Here is a 17,481-nt window from a genome sequence, read left to right on the forward strand (position 1 = left end):
CGGCTGCGGCCCCGGCGGGATGCCGGGGCCGCCCGTGATCAGCGGGTCAGGTCGAACGAGATGTCGCCTTCACCCGCGCCGGTGGCGGTGCTGTCCAGCTTGTCGAAGATGGTGTCGAGCAGCTTGACCAGCACGTTGATCGCGCCCTGATAGCCCCAGGTCGGGAAACGGTGGTGGTGGTGCCGGTCGAAGATCGGGAACGACAGGCGGACCAGCGGCGTGTCGGTGTCGCGCTGCAGATACTTGCCGTAGGACGACCCGATCAGCATGTCGACTGGCTCGGTCGCCATCAGCGAGCGCATCGCCCAGAGGTCCTTGCCCGGCCAGACCTTGCAGTTGGCACCAAAGGGTGAGGAGGCGAGCAGCGCCTTCATCTTCTCTTCCCAGTCCTTGCCGCCGTTGGTGGCAAGGCAGTGGATCGGCTCGCCGCCGGTTTCCATCACGAAGCGCGCCATCGAATAGACGAAATCGGGATCACCGAAGATCGCGTAGGTCTTGCCGTGCAGGTAGGACTGGCTGTCGGCCATCGCGTCGATCAGGCGGCCGCGTTCCAGCCGCAGGCTTTCGGGAATCTCCTTGCCGGTCAGTTCGCTGATCTTCATCAGGAACTCGTCGGTGCCCGAAACGCCCATCGGATAGTGGAAGGCCGCCGTGTCATGGCCATGTTCGGCGCAGAACGCCAGCGTCTTGCGCGAGCAGTATTCCTGCATCGAAATCGTCGCCTTGGCGTTCAGCGCGGCCTTGATCTCGTCCTGCGTGGTGCCGCCCGAATACATGCGGAACTCGCCATCCGAGGGCGTGTCGTAAACGTCAGACACATCCGACAGGATGGTGGCCTTCACATCCATCAGCGCCAGCATCCGCTTCATCTCGCGGATGTTGCCCACGGCGAAACCGTCGAAGCCCGGGATGATGTTGATGCCGTCATCGGCAACCCGCACGACATCCTTCCAGAACGGCGTCAGGATGCCCTTCTGCATGTTGTCGTATCCATCGACATGGGAGCCGACAAAGGCCGGGGTATGGGCGAAGGGCACCGGAAAGCCTTCGGGCACCGATTCCTTCTCGCGCGCCTTCAGGATGAAGGAGTTGAGGTCGTCACCGATCACTTCCGCCATGCAGGTGGTCGAAACCGCGATCATCTTGGGGGAATAAAGCGTGTAGGTGTTGTTCAGCCCTTCGACGAGGTTGTTCAGCCCGCCGAACACCGCCGCATCCTCGGTCATCGAGGATGACACCGCCGACGCCGGTTCCTTGAAGTGGCGGGCAAGGTGCGAGCGGTAGTAGGCCACGCAGCCCTGGCTGCCATGCACGAAGCTCATGGTCGATTCGTAGCCTGCGGCGGCGAACACCGCGCCCAGCGGCTGGCACGCCTTGGCGGGGTTGATCGTCACGCATTCGCGGGCGAGGTTCTTTTCGCGGTAGTCCCACGACTTGGTCCATTCGCCGATCTCGGCGACCTTCTCGGCCGAGTGGCCGTTCTCGTAGGTGGCGCGCTTGTTGTCGAGCATCGCCTTGTATTCGGGTTCGTTGAACAGGTCGGCGTGGTCAAGCACCTTGTCTGCCGATTGGGGCATGGTCGGATTCCTTCTGCTGGCCGTCCGCATTCCGGGACGCGCCGCGAGGGTGGAGGGGATGGGGGCAGGCCCGGGAGCGGGGCCGCCCCCCGAAGGGGATCAGGCCGATTTCTTCCACGGCGCGTCGAACAGGCCCCAGACCGGGTTGTTGATCGCAAGGTCCATGTCGCGGGCGAAGATCGCGAAACCGTCGTAGCCGTGGTAGGGGCCGGAATAATCCCAGGAGTGCATCTGGCGGAACGGGATGCCCATCTTCTGCACCGGGTATTTTTCCTTGATGCCCGACCCGACCAGATCGGGGCGGATGGTCTCGATGAACTTTTCCAGCTCGTAGCCGGTTACGTCATCATAGATCAGCGTGCCTTCCTTGACGTATTCGCCGGTGCGCTTGTAATCGTCGCCGTGGGCGAATTCGTACCCCGTGCCGGTGATCACCATGCCGAGGTCTTCGTAGGCCGTGATGACGTGGCGCGGGCGCAGGCCACCGACGTAGAGCATGACCGTCTTGCCTTCGAGCCGGGCCTTGTACTTGGCCTTCACGGCCTCGACCAGCGGCTGATACTTGGCGATCACCCGTTCGGCATTGGCCTGAATGGTTTCGTCGAACTTGGCGGCAATGGCGCGGAGCGAGGCTTCGATCTGGCTGGGGCCGAAGAAGTTGTATTCCATCCAGGCGACGCCGTGCTTTTCCTCCATGTGGCGGCAGATGTAGTTCATCGACCGGTAGCAGTGGATCAGGTTCAGCCTGGCCTTGGGTGCGCGCTCGATCTCGGCAAGCGTCGCGTCGCCCGACCAGTTGCCGATCACGTTCAGACCGATTTCCTCCAGCAGGATGCGGCTCGACCAGGCGTCGCCGCCGATGTTGTAGTCGCCGATCACGTTGACGTCGTAGGGCGTGCCCTCATAGCCCGCCCGCGCGCCTTCGCCCGCTTCCAGCACCCAGTCGCGGATCACGTCGTTGGCGATGTGGTGGCCCAGCGATTGCGACACGCCGCGGAAACCTTCGCAGCGGACCGGCACGATGGTCTTGCCATATTCCTTGTGCTTCTTGCGCGACACCGCCTCGATGTCGTCGCCGATCAGGCCGATCGGGCATTCCGACTGGATGGTGACGCCGTTCAGCAGCGGGAACAGGGTGTTCAGCTCGTCGATCGACTTTTCAAGCTTCTTGTCGCCGCCGAAGATGATGTCGTTTTCCTGGAAGTCGGTGGTGACCTGCATGGTCACGAAGCTGTCGATCCCGGTGGCGCCGGTGTAGTAGTTGCGGCGCTGGCTCCAGGAATACTGGCCGCAGCCGACCGGGCCGTGGCTGATGTGGACCATGTCCTTGATCGGGCCCCAGACCACGCCCTTCGAGCCGGCATAGGCGCAGCCGCGGATGGTCATCACGCCGGGGACCGACTTGATGTTGGATTTCACCGTGTCGCATTTCGACAGGAGTTCGGTTTCGCCCTCTTCCACGGCTCCGGCCACGCCCAGATGGCGGGCGCGCTTCTTCGCGGTCTTGGCGGGATAGGCGGCAAGCACCTCTTCGATCATCTTGGCGTGCTCGGCGGCGGTGTCGGCAATGTCTTTGGGCATCGGACGGGCTCCTTGAGGGATGGGGGGACCGGTGACAGGCACCGGCCCCGTTCGGTCAGGCGCTGGCGGCGGCCGCAGCCTCGGTGGCGGCGATGGCGGCCAGACGGTCGTCCTCGGATTGCATGATGCCGAAATCCATCAGCATCTGCTCCAGCTCGTCCATGGTGATCGGGGTCGGGATCACGCCCTTGCCCGAGTTGGCATGAATCTTGCGGGCCAGTTCGCGGTATTCGGCAGCCTGCGCGCTTTCGGGCGCATACTGGATCACGGTCTGGCGGCGCAATTCGGCGTGCTGCACGATATTGTCGCGCGGCACGAAGTGGATCAGCTTGCAGCCCAGCTTGGCGGCCATGGCTTCGGCCAGTTCCAGTTCCTGGTCGGTCTGGCGCTCGTTGCAGATCAGCCCGCCCAGACGCACACCGCCGGTGTTGGCATATTTCAGGATGCCCTTGGCGATGTTGTTGGCGGCGTAAAGCGCCATCATCTCGCCCGACATGACGATGTAGATTTCCTGCGCCTTGTTCTCGCGGATCGGCATGGCAAAGCCGCCGCAGACCACGTCGCCCAGCACGTCGTAGGACACATAGTCCACGTCCTCGTAGGCGCCGTTTTCTTCCAGGAAGTTGATGGCGGTGATCACGCCGCGGCCGGCACAGCCAACCCCGGGCTCCGGCCCGCCGGCTTCGGTGCACTTGATGCCCTTGTAGCCGATCTTCAGCACGTCTTCGAGTTCGAGGTCTTCGACCGAGCCCATTTCGGCGGCCAGGTGCAGCACGGTGTCCTGCATCTTGGTGTTCAGGATCAGGCGGGTGGAGTCGGCCTTGGGGTCGCAGCCGACGATCAGGATTTTCTGGCCCATTTCGACCAGCGCCGCGAGGGTGTTCTGCGAGGTGGTGGACTTGCCGATACCACCCTTGCCGTAGAAGGCGATCTGCCGGAGTTTGCTCATCTTGGTGTCCTTTGCATCTGGATCAACTGTCAGGAGTAAGGCGTCTCCGCCGATCTCGATGAGAGTGAAGCAGGCAGCGTGCCAAGTGGGGTCTTGTCGGTGGATCTTTGCGTTTACAGCATGTTAGGGGGATGGTGCCGCAGGTGTGTCGGCTGCCGCGCGATGTGGCGAACCCGACAATTCCCCGACAATCGCCCCTGTCGCGCTGAAAACCTGTCGTGCCCCCGGAAACGGCAACGGCCCCCGGGGGTCCGGGGGCCGCCGGCCGCGCGGGGCTTGCGTTCAGGCGGGCACGCCGGCGGGCAGTTCCGCGACCACCGCCGACAGCGGCAGGTTCAGCCGGGTGATGTCCAGTTCCGCCATGAAAAGCCGTTCCATCCGGGTCAGATCACCGTCGATCACCGCGACATGGCCGCCGCCCGATCGTTTGGCGATCTGGCGGGCGAAGGTGCGCAGGGTCTGGTCGTCAAACCGGCAGCCGAGGAACAGGAAGCCCCGGTTTGCGCGCCGCGCCTGCACCTCGTCGGGGATCGGGGTCTGGATGTCGATCTCGGTCAGCACCTCGACATAATCGGAATCCGAAATCAGGAAAGACTGGCCGGGTGCCGCCAGCCCGTGCGGCTTGTAGACCAGCGTCTGCCAGTGACGGTCGGCGCCTTCGGGGCGCAGCGCGCCACCCGCGTCATAGGCGCGGTGCCAGATTTCCGACCATTCGCCGTTGCGGCTGACGCCCTGCACCCAGCCCCAGTTGCCCGGCCCTTCGCGCATCGCGGCGATCAGGTTGCCGTCATACCAGGCATCGACGATCATCGGGCAGCCCAGACCCGCCAGCCACTGGTGCAGCGGGTTCGGCCCGGCGGGGTTGGCAAAGGCGCGGCGCACCAGCGCCTCCAGCGTGGCGCGGAACCGCCGACTTTCGACATATTGCGCCACGGCCCACAGGTTGCCGCGCGCCCGTTTCGGGGCCCGCACCTCCGCTTCGATCAGCGCGCACAGGCCCTGCGGTTCGGTCGGGCCACCCCCCTGCCCCAGCGCCGACACCGACGGCCCGAGGTAGGGCACCAGCCCGCCCCCTGCCACATCGTCCAGAGCGGCGCGCAGCCGTGCATGATCGTCCATCGCCTAATCCTCCGCGCCGGGGCGCTTGCGGGCCTCGACGGTGACGGGCAGCGAGGGCGGCACGTCATAGGCGGGCAGGTCCAGCACCCAGCCGTTGCCCAGCCGCGCCCAGCCGCCCCAGATCGCCGGGGTTTCGGTTTCCACGATCATCTCTTCGAGATCCTTCTTGGGCACATAGCATTCCAGCCCCTTCGGCGTCTGCCGGATCATCACTTTCACAACCCATCCCCTTCGCTTTTCAGTTCGCGCGCGCGCATCCCCACGATGCTGCCCCGGTCGACGAATTCGACCGCATAGACGTAGAATTCCTGCAGGAACGTCCCGATGTCGCGGACATAGCCGATGTCGCCCTTGGTCACGACGACATGGCCGACCTCGACCCCCGGGATGGTGCCATCGTTGCGGATGGTCTTGGTCGAGCGCACCTTTTCGCCGGGGCGGAACGCGGGCGGCCCATAGATCTCGATCGGGCGGTCATCGGTCTGCATCGTCCTCGTCCTTCATCAGGGCCAGCGCGGCAAGGCGCTCGGCGGCGGTGTCGCGGATCTGCGGGTCGGGGTCAGCCTGCATCGCGCGGGCCAGATCGGCGGGCGCGCGTTCGGCCACGGCATGGCGCACGCGAATGTCGGAATCCCGGGCCAGCACGTGCAGCCGCTTGCCGGGCAGGCGCAGGACGGCGGCGCGGCGGACCATCGGTTCGGGGTCGGTCACGCAATGCACCAGCCAGCCCGGCGCGATGCGGGCAGCGACCAGCGCGCGGATCTCGGGGTCGGGGTCGCGCAGCATCACCGGCAGCGCGCCGGGGTCGATGCGGCGCACCGCGATCAGCCGCACATAGGGGTCTTCATCCGACAAGAGCGGCAGCAGATCGTCGGGCGCCAGACGGTGCGCCACGGCGATCCGCACGGTGCGGTCGGGGTCGTGCAGGCGGCGCAGCGCGTGGCGGGCGGGCAGCCGCAGGATCGCCACGGCGCGCACGCCGGGGTCGGGGTCTTCCAGCAGCGGCGGCAGGCGGAACAGGGTCGCGGCCCGTGCCGCCTGGGCGCGGGCCTCGAAATACGGCAGGGTCAGGCAATCGTCGGCCAGATCGGGGTTCAGAAGGAAGAACCGCTCGATCCGCCGGGCATAGCGGTCCTGCACGCAGGCCCAGCCCGGCCCGCATTGACCGGAGGTCTGGCGGGCGCGAAAGCGGCAGGTGCCGCAGTCGATCGTCGCGCCAAGCCAGTCAACCGGGTCCGGGCCATCGGGCATGGCTCAGGCCGGAACGCAGGTCTTGGGCACCGGGCAGACCGAGACGCATTGCGGAGTGTCGAATTCGCCCGCGCATTCGGTGCATTTGACGGGGTCGATCTTGTAGGTTTCACCCTTGAACTTGATCGCGGAATTCGGACATTCGAATTCGCAGGCACCGCAGACGGTGCATTGCGAAACGATGATCTTGTAAGCCATGGTCGGATCTCCTTGAGGCCATTGGGAAAGTGTCAGGCGGTTCTGGCCGCCAGATCGGGGTTGCGGTCGCGGAAAACGGCCGCGATCGCGGTTTCGATGTAGTCCTGCGCGTGGGCGTCGATCACGTCGATGCCCGCCTGCGCCATGCGGGCGCGGGGCGCCTCGCCGATCCGCGCGCACAGCACGACCGGCACGCCGTCGAGCGTGCGGATGATCTCGGCCAGACGGTCATCCTCGCCGTGGCCGCCGAGGCAGTAGTTGTCGGCGCGGCGGTGGGTGACGAAACGCACGCCCGCGCCGTCAACCTCGTAGATCTGGAATTCGGTCGCATGGCCGAAATGCTGGTTGATCCGCCCGCCGCCCTTGGTCGCCACGGCCACCAGCAGCGCCGCCCGGGCGGCAGGCAGGTCGGCGGTGGCAAGGGCGGTCGCGGCGCGGCGGTCCTCGCGTTCGCGCGCGACCCAGGTGCGATAGGCGGCGCGGGCTTCCGGGGCGTCTTCCACCACTTCGGGCAGCTGGTCCAGATTGAACTCCTGCCCGCGGTCCTCGCCCAGCAGGCCCACGGCATCGGCGCGGCACTGGCGGCAATGGCGCATCAGGTTGGCGCCACCGGCGCAGGCATCCTGCACCGCCTTCAGTTCCGCCGCCGTCGGGCCGCGCTGGCCGGACAGGCCGAACACCGTGCCATGCGCCGGGTCGGAAATCAGCGGCATGATGTTGTGCAGGAAAGCGCCCTTCGCCTTCACCGCCTTGTTCAGCGCCAGCATCCCCGCATCGTTGATGCCGGGGATCAGCACCGAATTGACCTTGACCAGAATCCCGTTTGCCACCAGCAGATCAAGGCTTTGCATCTGCCGTTCGATCAGGATAGCCGCCGCCTCGACCCCGGTGTGGCGCTTGCCGCGAAAGAAGATCCACGGATAGATCTGCGCGCCGACCTCCGGGTCCAGCGTGTTGATCGTCAGGGTGACGTGATCGACCTTCATCGCCACCAGTTCGTCGATATGGTCCGGCAGGGCCAGCCCGTTGGACGAGAGGCACAGCTTGATGTCGGGCAGGCGCGCCGACACCAGATCGAAGGTCGCCTTGGTGTTGCGCCAGTCATAGGCGGCATCGCCCGGCCCGGCGATGCCCAGCACCGAAAGCTGCGGCACCTCGGCGGCCACCGCCATCACCTTGCGCGCCGCCTGGTCCGGCGTCAGCCGTTCCGACACCACGCCGGGGCGGCTTTCGTTCGAACAGTCGTATTTCCGGTTGCAGTAGTTGCACTGGATGTTGCAGGCCGGGGCCACCGCGACGTGCATCCGGGCGAAGTAGTGGTGCGCCTCTTCGGAATAGCAGGGGTGATCCTTGACCTTGGCCCAGGTGGCCGGGTCCATGTCGGCGGGGCCGGCCTTGGAGCCGCAGGATGACGCCTCGCAGCCGCCATCGGCCAGCGCCTTGCCCAGATCGTCCCGCGATGCAACCTGAAGCCCACCCAATGCAATGATGTTTGCCGCCATGGAACTTGCCCCTTCGCTTGTCCGTCTGGAGAGGAGAAGCAAGCAGCGTGCCAAGCGCCGGACACCTGTCTTTGCAGGGGGCCGGCGCAGGGAGACATCCGACAGAAGGTCGCAAAGCCGACAAAGCGGGCGGGACTGTCGCAAACGCCACCGCCGCGACAGAGTTGCGCCGGGCACGGCCAGTGGCACGGCCCGGCGCGGGCAGACCTCAGAAACGTTCGATGGTGACGCCGTGCTTTTTCAGCGCATAGCCGATCTGGCGGGGGGTCAGTCCCAGCAGGCGCGCGGCCTTGGCCTGCACCCAGCCCGCGCGTTCCATCGCATCGACAAGCGCGGCGCGTTCGGCGGCATCGCCGGTGGGCACGGGCGCCGGTGCGGCAGCGACCGGGGCAGGCGCCGACTGTGGCGCGGCGGCGGGCATTGGATCAGGCGCCACATCAGGCACCGCCTGCGGGCGGCGGGCCAATACCGGCAGCACCACCGCGCCCGGGGCGAGCCCACCGATCGGTGACCGCGCCCCGCTTTGCAGCCGCCACAGGTCGGCCGACAGGCACTGGTTGGAATGGCAGGCCATGTCGCCGGGGCGGATCAGCGCATCGGGCGACAGGGCCGCCACCCGGCTGATGCAGTTTTCCAGTTCGCGCACATTGCCGGGGAAGTTGCAGTTGCGCAGCGAATCCAGCGCCTCCTGCGACAGCCGCTTGTCCATGCCGTTGCGCTTGTTGAAGCGCTCGAGGAAGCCCTTGGCCAGCATGTCGATGTCGGACCGGCGCTCGCGCAGCGGCGGCAAGGTGATCGGCACGACGCAGATGCGGAAGTAGAGGTCGGCGCGGAAGGCGCCACTGGCCACCGCCGCCTCAAGATCGCGGTTGGTCGCGGTGACCAGACGCACATCGACCCGCAGGGTTTTCGAGCCGCCGACGCGCTCGAACTCGCCCTCCTGCAATATCCGCAGCAGCTTGGCCTGAAACTCGGGGCTGATCTCTCCGATCTCGTCAAGGAACAGCGTGCCGGTGTCGGCCAGCTCGAACCGGCCCTTCTTCTGCGCCAGCGCGCCGGTGAAGGCGCCCTTCTCGTGACCGAACAGCTCCGATTCCAGCAGGCTGGCACTCAGCGCGGCGCAGTTGACCTTGACGAACGGGCGGCCCCGGCGGGCGCTGAGCGAATGCAGGGCGCTGGCGAACAGCTCTTTCCCGGTGCCGCTTTCCCCGCGCAGCAGAACCGGGGCCTGGGTCGGGGCGACGCGGCGGATCTGGGTGATCACCTGCTTGATGGCGGGAGAATCCCCGATGATGCCCGAAATCGGCTCGGCCGGCGGCAGGGTGGTCTGGGTGGCCACGTCGGCGGCCGCATGGATCGCGGCGCGGGCCTCCTGCAGCAGCCGGTCACGGTCGCGCGCCACCACCCGGCGGAACCGGATCGACTGTTCCAGCACCGAGGCGACCATGTTCAGCACCCGCAGATCGGTGTCGAGATGGCGCACGCCGCCGCCGCGCGTGTCGCGGTAGACGCACAGCGCGCCCAGCACGAAAGGCGAATGCATCTGGTCGCGGATCGGCACCGCGATCAGCGCCAGCCGCCCCTGCGTCGCGCCGGGCGGCAGGGCGCCGGAGCCGAATTCCTCGACCACGTCGCGCGACACCAGCGCCACGCCGGTGCGCAGCACATGGTTGGCCGCGGCGGGCGGAATGGCGTGGCAACTGGCGGGCCGGGTTACGCTGCCCTTGGTGGTGGCGGCGATGACATAGGGGTTTACCACCGGCGGGCGCTGGCCGACGGGGGCCGGCCCTTCGCCCTCTTGCAGCAGGGCAAGCGCCGCATGTTGCAGCCCCATGCAGGACGCCAGCACCTGAAACACCGAAGGCATCGCCGCGATAGGATCGGTGGCGCCGGTCAGGATCTTGGCGGCTTCGCACAGCGCGTGCATCGGGTGGTATTCGTCGTCCGCAGGCGGCGGGTCGATCTGGTCTGACGGGACGCTGGCGAGACGGTGCTGCATCTTTCCCCCACGGTTGTAATCCCAGCATGAAGGCTTCGGAAGGAAAGTCCAGCCCGTCGCGGGCGCAGGGGTGCCGGGACGTGGCGCATCGGGCATGGCCGCAATGCTGCGGTGCAGAAAGTAGCAGTTCCGCCGGTGTCGCCACAAAATGATGCAGATTCTATATCGCCAATCCGGCGGGCGCAGCCTTGGGAACCGGGCGCGATTCCGTCCCGGCCCGGGTGGCGGCGCGGGCAACCGGCCAAGCCGCGCGGGTGGCCGCGCCGCGGCAGGCGACACGCGCACCGGCCACGCCGCACCGGGCCCGGGTTTCGGCACGGCAGGGCTTACAACGCGGCCCTTTCCATCCATATAACATCCATGTGGATGGTAAGAGGAGGTCGAGATGGCCGTGGCGAAGACGCCTGACAGCGAAAAGATCACGATCAATCTCGGGTTCGTCGACCTGGGCCAGATCGAACTGCTGGTGCAGGAAGGCTTCTATGCCAACCGCACCGATTTCATCCGGACGGCAATCCGCAACCAGATCGAGCGCCACGCCGACACCGTGCGACAGGTCGTGACGCGCAAGAGCGTCGATCTGGGGCTGCGCACCATCACCCGCGCCGAACTGGAGGCCGCAAGGGACGCGGGCCAGATGCTGGAGATCCGGGTGCTGGGCCTCGCGGTCATCGCCCCCGATGTCGGCGCCGAACTGGCGCGCGCCAGCATCTTCACCTTGTCGGTGCTGGGCGGGTTGCAGGCGGGCGATGCGGTGAAGGCCGCGCTGGCCGACCGCATCACCTGACCTGCCCCGCCCAAGACCCATACATTCACGCATTCCAGAGGTTACAGATGACCAACATGTTCTCGGCCGGCATGGCCAAAGCGACAGAACTGACCCGGCAGGGCAAGCTGCAGGAGGCGACAGACCTGATCCGGGCGTTGCTGCACGGCGGCCCGGCACCGGCCCCCGGCCAGCCGGAAGGCGACGTGATCGACGGCACCGCCACCCGTCTTGACGCGGCCCCCAAGGCCCCGCCGACCGCCGCACCCGACCCGGCGCCGGCACGCGCCGCGGCCCCCCGCAGCGGCCTGCGCGAAACCCTGCGCCGGATCGCGGCCGGGGGTATGCCCGCCGCGGCCTCCGGCCCGCGCCCGCAGGCCGATACCGGCCCCGGGCGGTTCGTCACGCTGACGCATGCCTCGGCGCAGGGTCGGCGCGACTACCGGCTTTACACCCCCGTCGCGCACAAGGCAGAGGGCAAGCCGATGCCGCTGGTGGTGATGCTGCACGGCTGCACCCAGTCGCCCGACGACTTTGCCGCGGGCACCGGCATGAACGCGCTGGCCGAGGAATTCGGCTGCATCATCGCCTATCCGGCCCAGCCAACCGGCGCCAATGCCAACAAGTGCTGGAACTGGTTCAAGCCGGAAGACCAGCGGCGCGACGGGGGCGAACCCGCCCTGATCGCCGGCATCGCCCGCGACATCCTGCGCGACCATCCGGTGGACCCGGCGCGGGTCTACATCGCGGGGCTGTCGGCGGGAGGGGCGGCGGCGGCCATTGTGGCTGCGGCCTACCCCGAGCTGTTTCATGCCGTGGGCGTGCATTCCGGCCTGCCGGTCGGGGCGGCGCGCGACGTGCCCTCGGCCTTTGCCGCCATGCAGCAGGGCGGGGCGGGCAGCACCGCGATCCGCACGCAGCCGACCATCATCCTGCACGGGCTGGCCGATGCCACGGTGCATCCGCGCAATGGCGATGCGGTGGCGCGGCAGGTGCTGTCGGGGCGGCCGGGGCTGGCAAAAACGGTGCAGCGCGGCACCTCGGCGGGCGGGCGCGGCTGGCGCCAGACCAGCCACAGCCTGCCCGATGGCCGCTCGCACTGCGAGCATTGGGAGATCGAGGGCGCGGGCCACGCCTGGGCCGGGGGCAAGGCGGCAGGCAGCCACACCGACCCGGCCGGCCCCGACGCCTCGCGCGAGATGCTGCGTTTCTTCCTGCAGCACCGCGGCGACTGAGCCTTGGGCGAAGGCCGCCCTTCTGCCAATCAGGCAGGCATTGACCGCCCCGTTGTGCTGCAGCGCGGCGACAATGGCGGGGAAAGCGCCGCCCTTGCCTTGACATCGGCCCTGCGGGTTCCGCAATGGCCGCAATACCGGCGCCTGCCTGCGGCAGTCCCGGGCCAGTCCACCAATTGAAAAGGACAGACCATGGATGTCGCGGTGTTCAGCGCCAAACCCTATGACCGGCAATTCTTCAAGGCGGCCAATTCCGGGGGCAATCACCGGTTGACCTTCGTCGATGCCCGCCTGTCGACCGAGACGGTGGGGATCGTGACCGAAGGCGCGGCGATCTGCGCCTTCGTCAACGACGATCTGGGTGCCGGGGTGATCTCACGTCTGGCCGACAAGGGCGTGCGGTTGATCGCGCTGCGCTCGGCAGGGTTCAACCATGTCGATCTGGCGGCGGCCGCGGCGGCGGGCATCGCGGTGGGGCGGGTGCCCGCCTATTCGCCCCATGCCGTCGCCGAACATGCGGTTGCGCTGATGCTGACCCTCAACCGCAACACCCACCGCGCCTACAACCGGGTGCGCGACGGCAACTTCGCGCTGGACGGGCTTCTGGGCTTCGACCTTTACGGCAAGACGCTGGGCATCGTCGGCACCGGCCTGATCGGGCAGGTGCTGGCGGGAATCATGATCGGTTTCGGCTGCAAGGTGCTGGCGTTCGACCCCTACCCGAACAAGGTCTGCCTGGACCTTGGCGTGCGCTATGTGACGATGGACGAGTTGCTGACCTCAAGCGACATCATCAGCCTGCAATGCCCGCTGACCCCGTCCACCCGCCACCTGATCGACGATGCCGCCGTGGCGCTGATGAAACCCGGCGTGATGGTGATCAACACCAGCCGGGGGGGGGTGATCGACACGCAGGCGGTGATCCGCGGGCTGAAAAGCGGGGTGATCGGGGCGCTGGGGCTGGATGTCTACGAGGAAGAGGCCGGGCTGTTCTTCGAGGACCAGTCGGCACATGCCATCCATGACGACGTGTTTGCCCGGCTGCTGACCTTTCCCAACGTGCTGATCACCGGGCATCAGGGCTTCTTCACCGCCGAGGCGCTGACCGCGATTGCCGCGACCACCATCGCCAACATCACCGCCTTCGAGGCGGATGGCGCGCCGCTGCATCCGGTGGTGGCACCTCGGGCCGACTGACCGGGTCAGGAGGGGGCCGCCGCCGCTTTTGCGGTGGCCGCCGCGACCAGCGCGCCACGGGCCGCGATCACCTTTGCGGCCAGCGCCGCACCTTCGGCCATTGCCTGCGCCAGTGGCCGCCCGGTCAGATGGGCGGCAAGGAAGCCGGCGTTGAAACTGTCGCCCGCCGCCGTGGTATCGACGATGGCGGGCACCGGATCCGGCTGAAGGGTCGACAATGCGCCGCGGTCCAGTGCCGTCATCGCCCCGGCTCCGTTCTTGACGACGACCAGCGGCGCCCCTGCCCCGGCATAGCGCCGGGCGGTGGCCTCGGGGTCGGCATCGCCGAAATGCGCGGCCTCGTCGTCATGCGAGGGCAGCAGGATGTCGGCCCGCGCCGCCGCCTGCATGACGGCCCGGCACATCGTCGCACTGTCGGGCCAGAGGCGCGGGCGCAGGTTGGGGTCGAAGGCCACCAGCGCGCCCCCGGCCCGCGCGGCGTCAAGCGCGCGCAAGAGGGTGTCGCGGTCCCCGCCTTCCAGAATGGCCAGCGTGATGCCGGACAGATATACCAGCCCGGCGCCATGCAGCATCCGCGCCAGTGCCGCCGGATCGTCGGCCAGCAGGCGGGCCGCGCTCTGGCCGCGCCAGTAGGCAAAGCTGCGCTCGCCCGCGGCAAGCTCGATCAGGTAAAGCCCGACGCTGCGGCCCGCCAGCCGCCGGATGCGGCCGGTGCCAAGCCCTGCCCCGGCGATGAAACCGGCCATCCGGTCCGACATCGCGTCGGTGCCCAGCGCCGTGGCATAGTCCACCTGCCAGTCAGCCCCCAGCAGGCGGCGCAGATACCAGGCGGTGTTCAGCGTGTCGCCGGCAAAGCCCAGCGCAAAGCGGTCGGTCTGGCCGGTCGGGGCCAGTTCGACCATGGCCTCGCCCAGCGCGACAATCAGATGCGAACGGATCGGGAGTGCGGGCATCAGTTTTCCTCGGTGAAGAAGGCGCGGTTCTCGGCCCGGATGCGGGTGATCTGGTCGCGGATGCGCGACAGGTGCCCGCGCATCGCCGCCGTCGCCGCCTCGGCATCGCGGGCGCGCAAGGCGGCGCAGATCGCCACGTGGTCGTCATAAGCCTGCCGCGAGGCGAACGACAGCGACAGCACCCGCACCCGGTCCATGTGCGCCTTGTTGTCGCTGATCATCTCCCAGGCGAAGCCGAGGTCGGCCCGTTCGCAGATCTCGCGGTGAAAGCTGTCGTCCAGCCGGTGAAACAGCGCGTGGTCCCCGGCATCCGAGGCGGCAAGCTGGGCCTGCAACAGCGCCTCCAGCGCCTGCAGATCGGGTTCGGTCAGACAGCCGCAGGCGGCGCGGACCGTCTCGATTTCCAGCGCGGTGCGGATGAAGCGGGCGCGCATCACCGCGCCGGGGGAAATCTGGCTGACGGTGGTGGCGCGCTGCGGGCGGATCGACAGGAACCCCAGTTTCGACAGGCGGTAGAAGGCGTCGCGCACCGGCTGGCGCGACACGCCCATCTGCCGGGCAACCTCGATCTCCGACAGCTTTGCGCCGGGTGGCAGTTCCAGCGTCAGCACCTGGGCATGGAGCATGTCGAAGACCTGATCGGTCACCGAAGGCCGGCTGATCGGCGCAAGGGGCAGCAGCTGGACAGGATCGGACATGATTGTTCCTCGGGGTCGCCTTGAAGCGCCGACATACTAGCATATTAGCTTATCACAATGGGCTGCACCACGAAAAACCGGCCAACATGGTGGCGAAGCTGCGCGGCCTTTCGGACAATCCGGTCGTGATCCTGCTTCTGATCAATGTCGCGCTGCCGATTTCGGGTACGTTCATGGCCATGTCGCCGCTGATCGTGATCACCACGCCGATCTTCCTGCCGGTCGCAGCGGCCTTCGGCATCGACCCGGTGCATCGCTGGGTGATCGTGATCCCGAACCTTGTCCTCGGGCTGTGCGCGCCGCCGACGGGGGCGGTGCCGTGCGTCCGCTGCGCGCTGGGCAAGATCACCATCCGGCAGGCGATGCCCACGAAGTGGCCGTTCTGCGGCGCGCCGCTGCATCGAGGCGGGGGGGCTGATCGACTGGCCTGCCCCGCGCCGTGACGGTTTCCCCTGACCCATCCGAAAGGCCCTGCCATGCTTGATGTCGAAATCCGCCACGCCATCGACCCCGAAACCGCAAGGGGGCTGGATACCGACGGACTTCGCCGCCATTTCCACCTGGGCGGGATGTTTGTCGGGGGCGAGATCCGGCTGTGCTACACCCATTACGACCGGATGATCATCGGCGGCGCGGTGCCCGACGCCGACCCGATGGTGCTGGACCATGTGCCGCAATGCGGCACCGCCAGCATCCTTGACCGCCGCGAGATGGCCATCGTGAACATCGGCGGCCCCGGCACGGTTTCGGCGGGCAAGACCTATCGGCTGGAACGGGCCGACGTGCTGTATCTGCCGATGGGGTCCGGGCCGGTGACCTTTGGCGGCAAGGGGCGGTTCTACATACTTTCGGCCCCGGCGCACCGCGCCTGTCCGGCCCGGCTGATCCGGATCGGCGAGGCGAAAAGGGTGCAGATGGGGGCGGCCGAAACCTCGAACCTGCGCACCATGTGCCAGTTCATCCACCCCGACGTGATGGAAAGCTGCCAGCTGGCGGTCGGCTACACCCAGCTTGCTCCGGGGTCGGTGTGCAACACCATGCCCGCCCACCTCCACGACCGCCGGATGGAGACGTATCTCTATCTCGACCTCGCCCATGATGCCTGCGTCTTTCATTTCATGGGCAGGCCCGACGAAACCCGGCATCTCGTGATGCGCAACGAAGAGGCCGCGGTGTCGCCGCCGTGGTCGATCCACTGCGGCGCGGGAACCGGGGCCTACAGCTTCGTCTGGGCGACAGCGGGCGACAATGCCGATAACCGCGATGTCGAAATGGTCGCCGTTTGCGCGATGCGGTGACGCCGTTTCCGCTGCACGGCCGCCGAGCGCCGGTCACCGGGTCCGATACCGGAATCCGCGACGCGCTGGCACCGCAGGGCTGGTTTGCGACGAACTGCGCGCCGCTTGCCGCCGCTTGCCGGCCGAAGTGGAGCCCGCCGCCGAGGGTCTGGGCATCCGGCTCTGTGTTCACCCCCAGGCAGCCTCGAACTCCCGCCATTCGCCCTTGCTCATGCCAGAGCTTTCCTGCGTCACCACCTCGCCTGCCAGCCGCCGCTTCAGCACCGCCGCAGCCTTGGCCGACAGGGTCATCCCGTCCTTGCGGTAATCCTCGAAGGCGGCATAGGCGGCGGGCACCCAGTCCCTGACGCAGGCCGCAATCGCCTCGGCATAGACGCGGATTTCGTATTGGGCGTGGATGTCGGCCCGCAGCCGCAGGAAATGGAACAGGTTGTGCAGGTCGGTCTTCCAGTACCACTGGGTATAGGTGTTCATCGGCAGGTTCATCCGGGCCAGTTCGCGGGCAAGGCCCTGCTGGCCATCCTGCGACAGCATCGCCTCGTAGTTGTCGAAGGCGCGGCCCGCATCGGCTTTCAGGGTTTCCAGCACGCGGGCCGCTTCCTCGCCTTCCAGCAGCGCGCCCCGGCCCTGATTGTTCACCGTGGACTGCGCCGCCAGCTGCGACGGGTGGGGAATGTAGAACTCCCGGTCGAGGATCGAATAGCGGGCCGAGTATTCGTTGACGTTGGCGGTGCGGTGCCTGATCCACTGGCGCGCCACGAACACCGGCAGCTTGACGTGCAGCTTGATCTCGCACATCTCGAAGGGGGTCGAATGCCAGTGCCGCATCAGGTAGCGGATCAGACCCTCGTCGTTCTGGACGTGCTTCGTCCCGGCCCCGTAGCTTACCCGGGCGGCCTGAACGATGGCGGCATCGTCGCCCATGTAGTCGATAACCCGGATGAAGCCATGGTCCAGCACCGGATAGGGCCGGTAGAGATGTGCCTCCATTCCCGGAGAGGTGGCACGCAGCGTCTGCTGCGGCTGGGCGCGGGCAGCCTCGATTTCGGCGGTCTGGTCTGGGGTCAGGGGCATCGGTCTGTGGCCTTTCGCGGCAGGGGCGAGTCGGCCGACACAATATCTGGCAAATGCCGCATCCGGAACCGCGATATGCGGCGT

Annotated in this window: 18 protein-coding genes; 5 read left to right on the forward strand and 13 right to left on the reverse strand. The window is 67.4% G+C overall.

Going from position 1 to position 17,481, the window contains the following annotated elements:
- Positions 1-38: 38 nt before the first annotated feature.
- From nifK to nifA, 10 genes are all read right to left on the reverse strand, one after another.
- Positions 39-1,577 (reverse strand): nitrogenase molybdenum-iron protein subunit beta, encoded by a 1,539-nt coding sequence (gene nifK / locus RNZ50_04450; GenBank protein ID MDT8854299.1) that lies wholly within the window; start codon positions 1,575-1,577, stop codon positions 39-41.
- Between the two features lie 99 nt (positions 1,578-1,676).
- Positions 1,677-3,158, reverse strand: coding sequence for a nitrogenase molybdenum-iron protein alpha chain (gene nifD, locus RNZ50_04455; protein ID MDT8854300.1), 1,482 nt, complete (start codon positions 3,156-3,158; stop codon positions 1,677-1,679).
- A gap of 55 nt (positions 3,159-3,213) precedes the next feature.
- Positions 3,214-4,107: a nitrogenase iron protein gene (gene nifH, locus RNZ50_04460; protein MDT8854301.1), complete on the reverse strand. Its 894-nt coding sequence runs from the start codon at positions 4,105-4,107 to the stop codon at positions 3,214-3,216.
- A 282-nt stretch (positions 4,108-4,389) separates the two neighbouring features.
- Positions 4,390-5,226, reverse strand: coding sequence for an SIR2 family protein (locus RNZ50_04465; protein MDT8854302.1), 837 nt, complete (start codon positions 5,224-5,226; stop codon positions 4,390-4,392).
- Positions 5,227-5,229: 3 nt separating this feature from the next.
- Positions 5,230-5,445, reverse strand: a complete 216-nt coding sequence (gene nifT / locus RNZ50_04470) for a putative nitrogen fixation protein NifT (protein MDT8854303.1) — start codon at positions 5,443-5,445, stop codon at positions 5,230-5,232.
- Positions 5,442-5,714, reverse strand: a complete 273-nt coding sequence (locus RNZ50_04475; protein ID MDT8854304.1) for a nitrogen fixation protein NifZ — start codon at positions 5,712-5,714, stop codon at positions 5,442-5,444. The genes nifT and RNZ50_04475 overlap by 4 nt, the downstream gene beginning before the upstream one ends.
- Entirely contained in the window at positions 5,701-6,477 is a 777-nt protein-coding gene (locus RNZ50_04480; protein ID MDT8854305.1) for a 4Fe4S-binding leucine-rich repeat protein, read from the reverse strand. Before RNZ50_04480 ends, RNZ50_04475 begins: the two co-directional genes overlap by 14 nt.
- 3 nt (positions 6,478-6,480) lie before the next feature.
- The gene (locus RNZ50_04485) at positions 6,481-6,675 is read right to left on the reverse strand and encodes a 4Fe-4S dicluster domain-containing protein (GenBank protein ID MDT8854306.1); all 195 of its coding nucleotides are present in this window, start codon (positions 6,673-6,675) and stop codon (positions 6,481-6,483) included.
- A 32-nt stretch (positions 6,676-6,707) separates the two neighbouring features.
- Positions 6,708-8,177 (reverse strand): nitrogenase cofactor biosynthesis protein NifB, encoded by a 1,470-nt coding sequence (nifB, locus tag RNZ50_04490; GenBank protein ID MDT8854307.1) that lies wholly within the window; start codon positions 8,175-8,177, stop codon positions 6,708-6,710.
- Positions 8,178-8,385: 208 nt separating this feature from the next.
- Entirely contained in the window at positions 8,386-10,176 is a 1,791-nt protein-coding gene (gene nifA / locus RNZ50_04495; protein ID MDT8854308.1) for a nif-specific transcriptional activator NifA, read from the reverse strand.
- 385 nt (positions 10,177-10,561) lie between these two features.
- Between nifA and RNZ50_04500 the strand changes: the two genes are divergently transcribed.
- The 3 genes from RNZ50_04500 to RNZ50_04510 all read left to right on the forward strand — a co-directional run bounded on the left by RNZ50_04500 (position 10,562) and on the right by RNZ50_04510 (position 13,374).
- On the forward strand, positions 10,562-10,963 hold the full coding sequence (locus tag RNZ50_04500) for a CopG family transcriptional regulator (protein ID MDT8854309.1): 402 nt from the start codon (positions 10,562-10,564) through the stop codon (positions 10,961-10,963).
- A 47-nt stretch (positions 10,964-11,010) separates the two neighbouring features.
- Positions 11,011-12,177: a PHB depolymerase family esterase gene (locus RNZ50_04505; GenBank protein ID MDT8854310.1), complete on the forward strand. Its 1,167-nt coding sequence runs from the start codon at positions 11,011-11,013 to the stop codon at positions 12,175-12,177.
- A gap of 192 nt (positions 12,178-12,369) precedes the next feature.
- Positions 12,370-13,374: a 2-hydroxyacid dehydrogenase gene (locus RNZ50_04510; protein ID MDT8854311.1), complete on the forward strand. Its 1,005-nt coding sequence runs from the start codon at positions 12,370-12,372 to the stop codon at positions 13,372-13,374.
- Between the two features lie 5 nt (positions 13,375-13,379).
- Here the strand turns inward: RNZ50_04510 and RNZ50_04515 are convergent, their stop codons facing one another.
- Together RNZ50_04515 and RNZ50_04520 are read right to left on the reverse strand one after the other, a co-directional pair.
- Complete coding sequence (locus RNZ50_04515) at positions 13,380-14,327, reverse strand: sugar kinase (GenBank protein ID MDT8854312.1); 948 nt, start codon at positions 14,325-14,327, stop codon at positions 13,380-13,382.
- Positions 14,327-15,025 carry a GntR family transcriptional regulator gene (locus tag RNZ50_04520; GenBank protein ID MDT8854313.1) on the reverse strand — a complete coding sequence of 233 codons (699 nt, stop codon included), beginning with the start codon at positions 15,023-15,025 and terminating at the stop codon, positions 14,327-14,329. Before RNZ50_04520 ends, RNZ50_04515 begins: the two co-directional genes overlap by 1 nt.
- A gap of 86 nt (positions 15,026-15,111) precedes the next feature.
- On the opposite strand from RNZ50_04520, the gene RNZ50_04525 reads away from it, so the two are divergent.
- Entirely contained in the window at positions 15,112-15,468 is a 357-nt protein-coding gene (locus RNZ50_04525; GenBank protein ID MDT8854314.1) for a TRAP transporter large permease subunit, read from the forward strand.
- A 33-nt stretch (positions 15,469-15,501) separates the two neighbouring features.
- A complete protein-coding gene (kduI, locus tag RNZ50_04530; protein MDT8854315.1) occupies positions 15,502-16,323 on the forward strand; it encodes a 5-dehydro-4-deoxy-D-glucuronate isomerase in 822 nt (273 codons plus the stop codon).
- A 168-nt stretch (positions 16,324-16,491) separates the two neighbouring features.
- Here the strand turns inward: kduI and thyX are convergent, their stop codons facing one another.
- Positions 16,492-17,397, reverse strand: a complete 906-nt coding sequence (gene thyX, locus RNZ50_04535) for an FAD-dependent thymidylate synthase (protein MDT8854316.1) — start codon at positions 17,395-17,397, stop codon at positions 16,492-16,494.
- Between the last annotated feature and the right edge of the window lie 84 nt (positions 17,398-17,481).

The organism is Paracoccaceae bacterium Fryx2 (assembly GCA_032334235.1).
GTDB lineage: Bacteria > Pseudomonadota > Alphaproteobacteria > Rhodobacterales > Rhodobacteraceae > JAVSGI01.